This is a genomic window from Frigoribacterium sp. CFBP9030, from assembly GCF_034045195.1.
Classification (GTDB): domain Bacteria; phylum Actinomycetota; class Actinomycetes; order Actinomycetales; family Microbacteriaceae; genus Frigoribacterium.
Genome location: NZ_JAXCWG010000002.1, coordinates 130,531 through 143,525, shown reverse-complemented (window position 1 = coordinate 143,525; position 12,995 = coordinate 130,531). Strand labels below are relative to the sequence as shown.

Sequence of the window (12,995 nt, the reverse complement as noted above, 5' to 3'; positions counted from 1 at the left end):
GTAGTGAAGGTATCGTGTGGCTCGTGCATGTACTCAGCGTCAGCTCTCTCAAGGGGGGCGTCGGCAAGACGACGGTGACGCTCGGACTCACGTCGGCCGCCTTCGCCAAAGGCCTCAGAACCCTCGTCGTCGACCTCGATCCGCAGTCGGACGTCTCGACCGGTCTCGACATCACCGTGGCCGGCCACCTCAACGTGGCCGACGTCCTGGCCTCGCCGAAGGAGAAGACCGTCCGAGCGGCCATCGCGCCGAGCGGTTGGACGAAGGGCAGCCAGGGCAAGGTCGACGTCATGATCGGCAGCCCGTCCGCCATCAACTTCGACGGCCCGCACCCGTCGATCCGCGACATCTGGAAGCTCGAGGAGGCGCTGGCCAACGTCGAGGCCGATTACGACCTCGTCCTGATCGACTGCGCACCCTCGCTCAACGCGCTCACCCGCACGGCATGGGCGGCCTCCGACCGTGTCACGGTCGTGACCGAGCCCGGCCTCTTCAGCGTCGCCGCGGCCGACCGCGCGCTCCGTGCCATCGAGGAGATCCGTCGAGGTCTCTCGCCGCGCCTCCAGCCCCTCGGGATCATCGTGAACCGCGCCCGGGTGCAGTCGATCGAGCACCAGTTCCGCATCAAGGAGCTCCGCGACATGTTCGGCCCGCTCGTCCTCAGCCCGCAGCTGCCCGAGCGCACGTCGTTGCAGCAGGCGCAGGGTGCGGCCAAGCCGCTGCACGTCTGGCCCGGCGAGAGCGCCCAGGAGATGGCGCGGAACTTCGATCAGCTGCTCGAGCGCATCATGCGGACGGCCAAGATCGGCGACTACGCCGAGCCCGCGACCCGCTGATCGTCGCAGCCGGCGGCGCCCACCGCTGACACGAGAAGAGCCCCCACCAGCCGGTGGGGGCTCTTCTCGTCATCTGTCCGGGTACGTCGGTCTCGGACGACGCACCGGCGCCCGGTGGGTCAGCTGGCGCGGGAGTCGCGACGGGCCGCGAGCTCGTCGGACGGGTCGGCGGCCGGCGTGCTGTCGAGCTCGACCAGGCTGGTCTCGACCTCGCGCAGCACCTTGCCGACGGCGATGCCGAAGACGCCCTGGCCGCGGCTCACGAGGTCGATGACCTCGTCGTCGGAGGTGCACAGGTAGACGCTCGCACCGTCGGACATCAGCGTCGTCTGGGCCAGGTCGCTGACACCGGACTCACGGAGCTGGTTGACCGCGGTGCGGATCTGCTGGAGGGAGATGCCGGTGTCGAGCAGTCGCTTGACGAGCTTGAGGACGAGGATGTCGCGGAAGCCGTAGAGCCGCTGGGAGCCGGACCCCGCCGCGCTGCGGATGGTCGGCTCGACCAGCCCTGTACGGGCCCAGTAGTCGAGCTGGCGATAGCTGATGCCCGCGGCTCGGGCGGCGACGGTGCCCCGGTAGCCGCTGTCGGCGTCGAGGTCGGGCATCCCGTCGGTGAACAGCAGCCCCAGCTCGTAGCGGGACCCCTCGGGGGAACCTGACTCACTCATGCCGTTGCCTTCCGCTGTGTTCTGCCCAGACCCGGAACGTTCAACGTCGGGTTGATGGTTTGACCTGGACCCACGGTACCCACATGGGAACCTCGACCAGGCGACATTCGCGTGGAGACCTCGGCGTGTCGAGGATATTCGCCGCGCGGCCGCGCGTCTACGTGTCGAGACGGTCGAGGGCCGACCGGACGAGGGAGCGGCGGACGACGTCCAGCTGCTCGGCGAGCTCGCGCGACAGCTCGGCCACGCGGGCTCGACCCGCGGCGTCGCGACGCCGGGCCACCGAGGCGACGGCCGACTCGATCAGATCGAGCTCGCGTTCTGCGGCGACCCGGACGGTGCGGAGGTGCCGGGGCTCGATACCGGTCTTCCGCAGCTCGACGAGGGCGGCGAGGACGGTCACGGACTCGTCGCCGTGGTGCTCGACGGCAGGGATCAGCGACGCGGCGACCGCGTCGTCGAGGAGCGCAGGGGTCGCCCCGGTGCGGGCGATGAGCTCGTCTCGCGAGAGTCGCCGAGGGGACGTGACCAGCGACACGCCGCCGGCCCCCGGGGGCAGTGCGGTAGGACGACCGGCGTCGAGGTCGGCCAGGTGCTGCCGGATGACTTTGAGCGGGAGGTAGTGGTCGCGCTGGAGGCCGAGGATGAAGCGGAGACGCTCGACATCGGCAGGTGAGAACTTGCGGTAGCCGGATGGGGTCCGCACCGGGGTGACGAGCTCTCGCTCTTCGAGGAATCGCAGCTTGCTGTTGCTGAGATCGGGGAACTCCGGCTTGAGTCGCGACAGCACCTGCCCGATGGTGAGGAGATCCGTCTGTCCGGTCTGCGGCGACCGAGCGGCGGCGGGTCGGGGCACTACTGGATCGCCAGGTGCGCCAGGTCGACGCGCGATGCGTAGAACGTCAGACGGAACTTGCCGACCTGCACCTCGGCACCGTCGCTCAGCAGGGCCTCGTCGATGCGGACGCCGTCGAAGTAGGTGCCGTTCAGCGAACCGAGGTCGGCGACGCTGAAGGAGGTGCCCTGGCGACGGAACTCGGCGTGCTTCCGACTGACCGTGACGTCGTCGAGGAAGATGCCGGCATCGGGGTGGCGACCGGCCACGGTGACATCCGAGTCGAGGAGGAAGCGCGCGCCGATGTTCGGGCCGCGACGGACGACCAGCAGCGCCGAGCCGGACGGGAGCGCCGCGACGGCATCACGCTCGTCGGTCGAGACGCCACCCTCGAGGGCCGCCAGCTGCGCCTGGAACTCCTCGTTGAAACTCAGGGTGGTGTCGACCTCGCGATGGGCGCCCTGAGCACCGGGGTGCTCGCCGGGTACCTGATTGGCGTGCTCTGCCATCGTGGACCTCCTTCGGCCTCCCAGCGTATCGGAAGTCGGGACCTCGTCCGCAACGTCGGAGGCGGAACGGCTCTCGCGGAGGACGGCGTCATCCTGGAGACGGACCGGCCCGCGCCTCCTGGGCAGGTCCTCACGGAACTCCCCACGGCCTCCGAGGTGGGTCATAGGGATTCCATGGGAACGGGAGCTTCTCTTGTCTCACCGCACCACCACCGCATCTGGAGGCACCCCATGAACGACCACGAGAGCGACACGACCGACGGAACCGACGGCGCACCCGGACGCCCCACCGACGACGCGACGACGACGCCGGCGCCGACGCCGACAGCCCCGGCGGACGCCCGCAGGCTGCCCCACGTCACCGGATCGTCGGACGCACGCTACGTGAACGCGCCGTCGTCGACGGGCGCGCACGACACGGCCCACCAGTCGTACGACGCGAGCTCGGCCGCGGGCCCGACCACCGCCTCCGGGACGGAGTCGGTCCCCGCCGCGTTCGCACGCCCTCGGGAGACCCGCCGCCCGAAGCGCTGGATGCTGCTGACCGGCGCGGCCGCGGCCCTCGTGCTCGGCGCCGGCGGGGCGGGAGGCGCGGCCTACGCCATCGGGCACACCGCCGGCATCGCGGCGGCCCAGGCGGCGTCGCAGCAGCAGTCGATCGAGCTCGCCCCGCAGTACACGTCGCCCGAGGGCGGGACGGGCACGTCCCCGTTCGGAGACGGCCGGGGCAGCGGCGGGACGCAGGGCGGCACCGGCGACGGAGCGCAGGGCGGCACGCAGGGCTCCTCGGGCGGCGCCGAGTCGAGCGCCACCGCAGCCACGTCGGACGAGACGGCCGGCGTGGTGACGATCGTCTCCACCCTGAACTACGACGACTCGTACAAGTCGGCGGGCACCGGCATGATCCTCGACGCCGACGGGCTCATCCTGACGAACAACCACGTCGTGCAGGGCGCCACGAGCATCGAGGTGACCGACGAGACGACCGGGCGCTCGTACACCGCCGACGTCGTGGGGACCGACGCCACGAACGACGTCGCCGTCCTGCAGCTGCAGGACGCCTCGGGGCTCACCCCCGTGTCGTTCGGCGACTCCGACTCCGTGTCGGTCGACGACGCCGTGCACTCCACGGGCAACGCCGAGGGCACGGGCGACCTCGTGACCGCGGCGGGAAGCGTGCTCGCCACCGACCAGTCGATCCAGGTGCAGAGCGAGACGGGCACCGGCGGCGAGTCGCTCTCGGGCCTGATCGAGATCCAGTCCGACGTCGTGTCCGGCGACTCCGGCGGGCCGCTGCGCGATGCTGACGGCGACGTCGTCGGGATCGTGACGGCCGCCTCCTCGGGCACCACCCCGATCACGGGCTACGCCATCCCCATCGACGACGCGCTGAGCATCGCCAAGCAGATCGTCGCCGGGAACGGCAGCGACACGATCCGGATCGGCCTGCCGCCGTTCCTCGGCGCGCAGATCTCGCAGACCGCGACGGGCGCCGCCACGACCGGTGTGCCCATCGCCGGAACCGTCGCGGGCAGCGCCGCGGAGTCGGCGGGCCTCGTCGCCGGCGACACGATCACCGCGCTCGACGGCACCCCCGTCGCCGACGCGTCGGCTCTCACCGCGGCCGTGCAGGCCCACGAGTCGGGCGACAGCGTCTCGCTCGCCTGGACCGACGCCGCCGGCGCCTCGCACACCGCCACGGTCACCCTCGGCGACGGCCCCGCCGCCTGAGCCGCAGCACCATCGACGAGCCCGTCACCGCCCTCATGGCGGCGGCGGGCTCTCGGCGTCAGTCGCTGGCGAGAGCGTCGAGGAGGCGCCTCGGACCCACGACGCTCGCCCCGAGGCGCTCGACGCGACCGGCCAGCTCGCGGTCGGCCGTGACCACGACGACCCGCGCCTCCGGAGACCGCTGCGTCAGCTGCTCGACGTGGGCGACGATGGCCCCGTCGCCGTCGCCGGGGGCGCGCAGGACGTCGATCGCGGCGTCCGACGACTCGGCGGCCCGGGCCTCGCCCTCGAGCACCACGGTCGTCTCGGGCCACCACGAGGTCGGCGCACCGGGCCCCTGAGGCGACTCGTCGAGCACCAGCGACGCCGGCAGACCGACGGTCTGCGCCGCAGCCAGGCCGCCGAGGAGGCGCGTGGCCGCTCCCGCACGATCGCGCCACCACCCGTCGGGTCGCGAGCCGACGACGTTCGCCGCGTCGACGACCAGGCGCACGTCGAGATCGAGATAGCCCGCGAGCCCCGGCCAGGACGTCGCGAAGCCGGGGTGCAGCGACAGGCCGTCGATCTCGGCGCGGGGCACCCACCGGAGCTCGAGGCTCTCGGCGTCGGCCACGACGGCGTCGAAGGGAGTCACCACGCGGGCGACGATGGTGGAGTACGACCAGAAGCCGAGATCGAGCGCCGAGGCGAAGAGCAGCCGCAGGGACTCCCCCGGGACGGCGGCCTCCTCGCCGCTCTCGCGGAGCGCGCCCTCGACCGCGGACTCGTCGAACTGGCGGGCGCCGCCGGGCAGGCCCCAGGTGCCGCCGAAGTGGCTCCACTCGGCACGATGCTGCAGCAGGACGCGGTCGTCGGCGTCGATGGCGAGCAGACCCGCAGCCCCCGCTCGGCCCCAGAATCGTCGGCCGTCAGGGCTCTCGACCCAGCCGTCGGCCGGTCCGTGGATGGTCACGGGTCGAGCTTGCCACATGCGCGCACGGCGTCAGACGAAACGGACGGTCTGCTGCAGACGATCACGGATCTCGAAGACGTCGGAGATCGTCGTGCGGTCGGACAGGTCGGGCCCGTGCCTCAGCACCTGCGGCAGCAGCGAGCGGCGGAGCACGAACGTGCCCCCGCGGCGACCCCGACCGGCCGGCTCGAGCGCGGCGGCGAAGTCGTCGTCGGGCACGACGATCAGCTGATGCGTGAACGAGACCCGGGTGTCGCGGCGCACGGCCCGAGCCTGACGAGTGAGGTCTCGGACGGGATGCTCGTGCTCGGGGATGCCCGCGCCGACCAGCTCGCCCTTCGTCAGCGAGACCTCGCTGCCCCAGTCGGACGACTGGATCGCGAACAGACCCGCGGGCCCGAGCACGATGTGGTCGAGCTTGCCCTCGGCGCCGGCGTCGACGTCGCTCCAGATCGTGAAGGCGATGCCGAGGTCGGTGACCGTGGCCACCGTGGCCTCTTCCGCCAGGGCGTCGGCGAGCACGTGCCGGATCTCAGGAGGCGCGGTGCGGACGAGTCGCTCGTCGTACGGGTCGTCGAGGGGGACGCCCCGACCGACCCACTCGCGCATGAGGCCGAGATACCGCTCGCGGTTGGCGCCGCCCGGGTGCCCGTGGACGCGAGCCCGGGGCTTCGAGTCGGTGCGCGCGGTCTCCCGCGACGGCGGCGCCCAGCCGGGGGCGGTGCCTGCCGTGCGGGCGGAGGAGGCCGATGGGGAGGACGACGGTCGCCGACGGTCGTAGGCGGCCCTGGCCTCGGGGGTGCCGATCTGCTCCCACGCGAGCTGGAGGGATCGGAAGGCCGAGGCGCTGCCGCCGAGGTCGGGGTGGGTCTCGCGGGCGAGACGCCGGTAGGCGCGACGCAGGTCGTCGTCGGAGGCGGCGGCCGGGACGCCGAGCACCTCGTACGGGGTCGAGGAGGCGGGGCTGGGCGTCACGACGACGAGGATACCGGGGGGCGGCTGAACGTCTCGATGCGGGTGGTCAGCGGGTCGCCGGACCCGTCGACCGGCCCCCGCGAGCGGCCCGAGCGGCACGCCACGCGCGCCACCGCAGGAGGAGACGGTGCGCGAGACGACGCAGCGCGAGCGAGATGCGGTGCGCGAGCGGGAACTCGGTGCCGAGGATGGCGACGCCGACGAACACGATCAGCCAGCCCGGACCGGGCAGCGGCACGAGGACGAGACCGAGCACGACGACGAACAGCCCGACCAGGGCCACCCCGACCTTGTACAGCCAACGGAGCCGGGGGAACGCGTCGAGACGCGCCCGCTGCCGGCGGTAGGAGGCGCGGAACCGGCCGCCCCCGCCCGACGAGCCGGAGCCCGACGAGCCGGAGCCCGATCCGTCGGACTCCGACGAGGTCGCGCGGACCATCGGCGTCGAGTGGCGCGGGTCGCCCGAGGCGTCGGAGATCATGTCGAAACCATACGGCGCGGCCCTGGCAGGGACCGCCGCGCCGACTGCCAAGCGGCTGAGTGGCGTGCCGTCGGGCGGTGGGAGGCGTAGTCAGGACGGATGCACGACATGCACCCCGCACGGACGGGGTGCGTCCCCGGGCACCGCGTGTCGTCGGAGGACGCCGCGTGGTGAGAAGGAGAGACCCATGAGAACGAGAACCATCGGAGACGTGACGGTCAGCGCCGTCGGACTGGGCGCCATGCCCCTGTCGATCGAGGGGCGCCCCGACGAGCGTCAGGCCGTGGCCACCATCCACGCCGCGCTCGAGCAGGGCATCACCCTGATCGACACCGCCGATGCGTACCACCAGGCGGGCGCGCACGAGGTCGGTCACAACGAGGAGCTGATCGCGCGGGCGCTGGCCGGGTTCCACGGCGACACGTCGGACGTGCTCGTCGCCACCAAGGGCGGTCACCTGCGGCCGACGGAGGGCGCCTGGGCGCAGAACGGCGACCCGGCCTACCTGAAGGAGGCGGCCAAGGCCTCCGCGAAACGCCTCGGTGTGGACGCCATCGGGCTGTATCAGTTCCACCGCCCCGACCCGGCCGTCCCGTACGCGGATTCGATCGGCGCGCTCGCCGAGCTGCTGGACGAGGGCGTCATCCGGATGGCGGGCATCTCGAACGCCACGGTCGAGCAGATCCGCGAGGCGAACACGGTGCTCGACAACCGCCTCGTCTCGGTGCAGAACCAGTACTCGCCGGCCTTCCGGTCGAGCGAGGTGGAGCTGGCCCTCTGCGACGAGCTCGGCATCGCGTTCTTGCCCTGGAGCCCGCTCGGCGGCATCACCGACGCCGCGGAGCTCGGCGCGAAGCACTCCGTCTTCGCCGAGATCGCCAACGCCCGCCGCGTGACCCCGCAGGTGCTGACGCTCGCCTGGGAGCTGGCGAAGTCGGAGCTCGTCATCCCCATCCCCGGCGCGCGCCGACCGCAGACGATCATGAACTCCGCGACGGCCCCGACGATCAAGCTGTCCGCCGACGAGATCCAGCGTCTCGACGCGGCCTGATGCCCCGGAGACCGGCGCCGGCATCCCGCCGGCGCCGGTCTCGACGCACCGCGGACACGACGACCGCCACGAAACGACCAGACCAGAACCGACCCGACCCGACCCGAGGAGCACCATGACCGAGTCCCACTTCGACCGCCCGTACGACATCATCGCCGAGGTGCCGTCGTTCGACCTGACGAGCACCGACGTCCACGACGGCGGTGAGCTCGGCCGGGCCCAGGTCAGCGGCCTGATGGGCCCCGGGGGCGACGACGCCAGCCCGCAGCTGAGCTGGAGCGGCGCCCCCGACGGCACGAAGAGCTACGCCGTCACGGTCTACGACCCCTACGCCCCGACCGGATCGGGCTTCTGGCATTGGGCCGTCGCGGACCTCCCCGCGGGCACCACGTCGCTCCCCTCGGGTGCGGGCGACGACGAGGGGTCCGGTCTGCCCGACGGTGCCATCCAGCTGAGGAACGACGCCGGCATGGCCCGCTTCGTCGGCGCCGCGCCGCCCGCCGGGCACGGACCGCACACCTACTTCGTGGCGGTGCACGCCCTCGACGTCGAGACGTTGGGGATCGACGGCTCGGCCAGCCCCGCCTACCTGGGCTTCAACCTGCACTTCCACACCCTGGGGCGGGCCGTCATCAGCGCGACGTTCGAGGTTCCGGCCGGGTCGTGAACTCGAGACCCGAGTCGACCAGGGCGAAGTAGCCCTCGGGCGTCCGGTGCCAGAGGGCCCGGAGCGCCAGAGGGCCGCCGGTCATCCGGTCGAGGAGACCCAGCGCCCAGGTCTCGACGCCGAGCCGGTCGGTGATGTCGTCGTCCGGCGTCTGCCAGACCAGCACCACCTGGCGGGCCCGGACGCGGAGCCCCTGGTGCCGCAGCATGTCGACGAACTGGTCGAGTTCGGCCGCCCGCGGCAGGCGCGGGGCGTTGTGCAGGCGACCGGCCGGAGAGAGCTGCTCGCCGGCCTCGCCGAGGAACACGACGTGCACGACCTCGCGGTCGCAGGCCTCGGCGCAGAGCTCGGCGGCGTACGCGTCGGCCGTGTCGGGATCGGCGTCGGGGGCGAGGGCGGGCAGCCGCAGGTACTCGGGGTCGGGGTCGAGGGGGACCTCGGGGCCGCGGACTCGCACCCCTCAGCCCGCCAGGACGAGTCGTGACACGTCGGTCGGAGTCCGCCGCATCGGTGGATGGATCGTCAGGCCGCCGGGATCGACGCAGGAGAGGATCGCCTGGGCCCAGCGCTGGTCGTCGAACGAGGCCGAGAGAGACTCGTCGTCGTTCTGCCAGACCAGCAGGACCGAGGCGGCCTCGACCCACCCGGCGACCTCGACGATGCGTGTGGCGTAGAGCTCCGCCTCGCCGCGGGTCGGCACGGCCGGGCATCCGCTGACGGCGATCGGCGGCGCGAGAGGGACGCCGTCGTCGTCGAGGTACATCCAGAGGATCGCGCGCATGTCGCACGGCTCGAGGCAGAAGTCGTCGACGAAGTCGGCCAGCTCTTCGTCGGTGGGCAGAGGGGCGAGGGTGGGTGGATACGTCTCGAGAGCTGTCATGGGAACGAGGATGCCCAGCACGGAGACCGCTTCGAGGCGGGCGACGGGGCGGTTGTGGAGAGGGTCGACGTCGACCGGATGGGGAGGGGAGGACACGGGCCGGGCTGTGGAGGACACAGGAGGACGGCATGACCGGACCCGCGCCTCCTCGGCTCGGTACTCTCTCGGGGTGGACGTGGTCAGGGAGTTCCTCGCCGGTGTCGGCCTGCTCGGACGCGGCCTGCGACTCTGGGGCACGTCGCCGCGCCTGATGCTGCTCGGCGCCGTCCCGGCGCTCGTCGTCGGCGCCGTGTTCGTCGCGCTCGTCGTCGTCGTGGGGTTCGCCGCCGACGACATCGCCGTGACCGTGACCCCGTTCGCGCAGGACTGGTCGGAGTGGGCGCGGACAGCCGCCCGCCTCGTCGCCGGGCTGGCCGTGACGGCGCTCGCCGTGCTGCTGGCCGTCGTCGCCTTCACCGCGGTGACGCTGCTGGTCGGCGACCCGTTCTACGAGCGCATCTGGCGTCGGGTCGAGGAGGGGGAGGGCGACGCCCCCGCCGAGGTCGACCGCGGCTTCTGGGCCGGTCTCGCCCGCAGCGCCGGCGACTCGGTGCGCCTGCTGATCGCCACCGGCGGAGTCGGGCTCCTGCTGTTCGCCGGCGGATTCGTGCCCGTGGTCGGCCAGACGGCGATCCCGGTGCTGGGCGCGCTGACGGGAGGCTGGTTCCTGGCGGTCGAGCTCACGGGCTACGCCTTCGACGCCCGGGGCCGGAGCCTTCGCGAGCGACGCCGGCTCCTGGCCACGCGGAGGGCCCGCACCCTCGGTCTCGGCACGGCCACCTACCTGCTCTTCTTCGTGCCCTTCGGAGCCGTCGCCGTCATGCCCGCCGCCGTGGCCGCCGCCACCCTTCTCTCCCGAGAGGTGCTCGCCCAGCCGCCCGGCGACTACCATCGCCCCGCATGACGACCCCCGCCTCCCCCACCAACCCGTCCGTGCCGCTTCCCGACGGACGCGTCGTGCCCGCACTCGGCCAGGGCACCTGGCGACTGGGCGACGATCCCCGCCGCCGAGACACCGAGATCGCAGCACTGCGCGCCGGCATCGACGCCGGCCTGACGCTGATCGACACGGCCGAGATGTACGGGCAGGGGGCGTCGGAGAGTCTCGTCGGCGAGGCGGTCGCCGGTCGGCGCGACGAGGTGTTCCTCGTGAGCAAGGTGCTGCCGGGGAACGCCTCGCGCCGCGGCACGATCGAGGCCTGTCACGCGAGTCTCGGGCGACTGGGCGTCGAACGGCTCGACCTCTACCTGCTGCACTGGCGCGGCGGGCACCCGGTGACCGACACCGTGGAGGCCATGGAGGCGCTGGTCGCCGAGGGATCGATCGGCGGCTGGGGGGTCAGCAACTTCGACGTCGACGACATGACCGAGCTCGTCGGCCCCGCCGGGGGCGTGAACGTGCAGACGAACCAGGTGCTCTACAACCTCGCCCACCGCGGGCCCGAGTTCGACCTGCTGCCCTGGGCGCGCGACCACGGCATGCCGCTCATGTCGTACTCCCCCGTCGACAGCGGTGAGCTGCTCGACCACCCCGTGCTGACGTCGGTCGCCGCCGACCTCGGGGCCGCACCGGCGCAGGTCGCGCTCGCCTGGGTGCTTCGACTCGCCCCCGACATGCTCGCGGCCGTCAAGGCCGGGACGACCGGGCACGCGCTCGAGAACGCCGCCGCGCTGGCCGTCGACCTCGACGATCAGGCGTTCGTGCAGCTCGAGCGGGCGTTCCCGGCCCCGTCGGGACCGGTGCCGCTCGAGATGCGCTGACCCGCGCCTCCTCGGCTCGGGCGTCGCCGGGTCGACGACTCGCTCACCGGTGGGTCGCCCGATCGCCGCCTCGCCGACCGGCGACGGGCAGCAGTCCGCTACCGGGCGAGCAGAGCCTCGATCGGCCCGCGCACGAAGTAGACCAGGAACCCGGCGGCGACGATCCACAGCAGCGGGCTGATGCCCCGCGCCTTGCCTGAGAACGCTCGGACCAGCACCCAGCTGATGAAGCCCGCGCCGATGCCGTTGGCGATCGAGTAGGTCAGCGGCATCACGATGATCGTGAGGAAGACGGGCAGGGCGACGGAGAAGTCGGTCCAGTCGATGTCGCGGATCTGCGAGACCATCAGCGCACCGACGATGACGAGCGCCGCCGACGCGACCTCGAGCGGCACGACCTGCGTGAGCGGCGTGAAGAACATCGCGAGGATGAAGAGCAGACCAGTGACCACCGAGGCGAACCCGGTGCGCGCACCCTCGCCGATTCCCGAGGCCGACTCGACGAACACCGTGTTCGACGACGAGCTGGTCGCCCCGCCGGCGACCGCGCCGATGCCCTCGACGACCAGCGCCGAACGCAGCCGCGGGAACGTGCCCCTGTCGTCGGCGACCTCGGACGCCTTCGCGAGGCCGGTCATGGTGCCCATGGCGTCGAAGAAGTTCGTGAAGACCAGGGTGAAGACGAGCATGACGGCCGAGAGGACGCCGATGCGGGCGAAGGCGCCGAAGCTGACGTCGCCGATCAGCGACAGGTCGGGGAGGGCGATGATCTGCGTGGGCAGCACGGGGGCGTTGAGGTTCCACTTGTCGGCGTCCTGACCGAGCGACGGCCCCACGCGGAAGATCGACTCGAGCACGATCGACACGATCGTCGTGCCCACGATGCCGATGAGGATGGCGCCCTTGACGCGACGGGCCATCAGGACGGCGATCGCGATGAGTCCGATCACGAAGGTGAGCGTCGGCAGGCTGGCGATCGAGCCGGCGTCGCCGAGCTGCACCGGCGGCGAGGCCGATCCGCTCGGGCGCACGAAGCCGGAGTCGACGAGTCCGATGAAGGCGATGAAGAGGCCGATGCCGACCGTGATCGCGGTCTTCAGGGCGGCCGGGACGGCGTTGAAGATCAACCCGCGGAGGCCCGTGACGGCGAGGATCGTGATGACGAGGCCGTTGATGACCACCAGCCCCATCGCCTCGGGCCAGGTGACGTCGTTCACGACGTTGACGGCGAGGAACGAGTTGATGCCGAGCCCTGCGGCGAAGGCGAACGGGAGGCGCGCGACCGTTCCGAACAGGATGGTCATCACCCCCGCGGTGAGGGCCGTGACCGCGGCGACCTGGTCGTTCTGCAGCCAGCCGCCCGTGACGTCCTGTGCGGCCTGGTCGGCGCTGAAGCCGCCGAGGATCAGCGGGTTCAGGATGACGATGTACGCCATCGTCACGAAGGTCACGATGCCGCCGCGGAACTCCCGTGCGAACGACGAGCCTCGGGCCGTGATCTCGAAGTACCGATCGAGACGGCCGGCGGGCCTCGTGGGTGTCGTGGCGGGGCCGGTGGGCGCGGACGTGGTCATGAGGCGACTCCGAGGTGGGGGACGTGGCCCGACGGC

The 12,995-nt window shown here is 72.2% G+C and carries 15 protein-coding genes; 6 read left to right on the top strand and 9 right to left on the bottom strand.

Going from position 1 to position 12,995, the window contains the following annotated elements:
• Nucleotides 1-23: 23 nt before the first annotated feature.
• Complete coding sequence (locus tag SOM13_RS02855) at nt 24-836, top strand: ParA family protein (RefSeq protein ID WP_192060462.1); 813 nt, start codon at nt 24-26, stop codon at nt 834-836.
• Nucleotides 837-955: 119 nt separating this feature from the next.
• Here SOM13_RS02855 and SOM13_RS02850 read toward each other — a convergent pair whose 3' ends face one another.
• From SOM13_RS02850 to SOM13_RS02840, 3 genes are all read right to left on the bottom strand, one after another.
• A complete protein-coding gene (locus SOM13_RS02850) occupies nt 956-1,504 on the bottom strand; it encodes a MerR family transcriptional regulator (RefSeq protein WP_192060463.1) in 549 nt (182 codons plus the stop codon).
• Between the two features lie 157 nt (nt 1,505-1,661).
• Complete coding sequence (locus SOM13_RS02845; RefSeq protein WP_192060464.1) at nt 1,662-2,360, bottom strand: MerR family transcriptional regulator; 699 nt, start codon at nt 2,358-2,360, stop codon at nt 1,662-1,664.
• A complete protein-coding gene (locus SOM13_RS02840; protein WP_320478873.1) occupies nt 2,360-2,848 on the bottom strand; it encodes an FHA domain-containing protein in 489 nt (162 codons plus the stop codon). Before SOM13_RS02840 ends, SOM13_RS02845 begins: the two co-directional genes overlap by 1 nt.
• 231 nt (nt 2,849-3,079) lie before the next feature.
• Here SOM13_RS02840 and SOM13_RS02835 point away from each other — a divergent pair, with 231 nt between their 5' ends.
• A complete protein-coding gene (locus SOM13_RS02835; RefSeq protein ID WP_320478872.1) occupies nt 3,080-4,579 on the top strand; it encodes a S1C family serine protease in 1,500 nt (499 codons plus the stop codon).
• Between the two features lie 58 nt (nt 4,580-4,637).
• Here the strand turns inward: SOM13_RS02835 and SOM13_RS02830 are convergent, their stop codons facing one another.
• The 3 genes from SOM13_RS02830 to SOM13_RS02820 are packed head-to-tail and all read right to left on the bottom strand — an operon-like array spanning nt 4,638 to nt 6,987.
• Nucleotides 4,638-5,531, bottom strand: a complete 894-nt coding sequence (locus tag SOM13_RS02830) for an NUDIX domain-containing protein (RefSeq protein ID WP_320478871.1) — start codon at nt 5,529-5,531, stop codon at nt 4,638-4,640.
• A gap of 30 nt (nt 5,532-5,561) precedes the next feature.
• Nucleotides 5,562-6,506 (bottom strand): DnaJ domain-containing protein, encoded by a 945-nt coding sequence (locus SOM13_RS02825; protein WP_192060467.1) that lies wholly within the window; start codon nt 6,504-6,506, stop codon nt 5,562-5,564.
• Nucleotides 6,507-6,552: 46 nt separating this feature from the next.
• Nucleotides 6,553-6,987 (bottom strand): PGPGW domain-containing protein, encoded by a 435-nt coding sequence (locus SOM13_RS02820; protein WP_320478870.1) that lies wholly within the window; start codon nt 6,985-6,987, stop codon nt 6,553-6,555.
• Between the two features lie 187 nt (nt 6,988-7,174).
• On the opposite strand from SOM13_RS02820, the gene SOM13_RS02815 reads away from it, so the two are divergent.
• Entirely contained in the window at nt 7,175-8,038 is an 864-nt protein-coding gene (locus SOM13_RS02815) for an aldo/keto reductase (RefSeq protein WP_192060468.1), read from the top strand.
• A 115-nt stretch (nt 8,039-8,153) separates the two neighbouring features.
• Entirely contained in the window at nt 8,154-8,705 is a 552-nt protein-coding gene (locus SOM13_RS02810; RefSeq protein ID WP_320478869.1) for a YbhB/YbcL family Raf kinase inhibitor-like protein, read from the top strand.
• Here the strand turns inward: SOM13_RS02810 and SOM13_RS02805 are convergent.
• Both SOM13_RS02805 and SOM13_RS02800 read right to left on the bottom strand, forming a co-directional pair.
• Nucleotides 8,671-9,162, bottom strand: coding sequence for a hypothetical protein (locus tag SOM13_RS02805; protein WP_320478868.1), 492 nt, complete (start codon nt 9,160-9,162; stop codon nt 8,671-8,673). The genes SOM13_RS02810 and SOM13_RS02805 overlap by 35 nt on opposite strands.
• A 3-nt stretch (nt 9,163-9,165) precedes the next feature.
• Complete coding sequence (locus SOM13_RS02800) at nt 9,166-9,681, bottom strand: hypothetical protein (protein ID WP_320478867.1); 516 nt, start codon at nt 9,679-9,681, stop codon at nt 9,166-9,168.
• Between the two features lie 73 nt (nt 9,682-9,754).
• Between SOM13_RS02800 and SOM13_RS02795 the strand changes: the two genes are divergently transcribed.
• Both SOM13_RS02795 and SOM13_RS02790 read left to right on the top strand, forming a co-directional pair.
• Nucleotides 9,755-10,528 (top strand): EI24 domain-containing protein, encoded by a 774-nt coding sequence (locus SOM13_RS02795; protein WP_320478866.1) that lies wholly within the window; start codon nt 9,755-9,757, stop codon nt 10,526-10,528.
• Nucleotides 10,525-11,385 carry an aldo/keto reductase gene (locus SOM13_RS02790; protein ID WP_320478865.1) on the top strand — a complete coding sequence of 287 codons (861 nt, stop codon included), beginning with the start codon at nt 10,525-10,527 and terminating at the stop codon, nt 11,383-11,385. Before SOM13_RS02795 ends, SOM13_RS02790 begins: the two co-directional genes overlap by 4 nt.
• 98 nt (nt 11,386-11,483) lie before the next feature.
• Here SOM13_RS02790 and SOM13_RS02785 read toward each other — a convergent pair whose 3' ends face one another.
• Nucleotides 11,484-12,959: an NCS2 family permease gene (locus tag SOM13_RS02785; protein WP_320478864.1), complete on the bottom strand. Its 1,476-nt coding sequence runs from the start codon at nt 12,957-12,959 to the stop codon at nt 11,484-11,486.
• Nucleotides 12,960-12,995 lie beyond the last annotated feature (36 nt).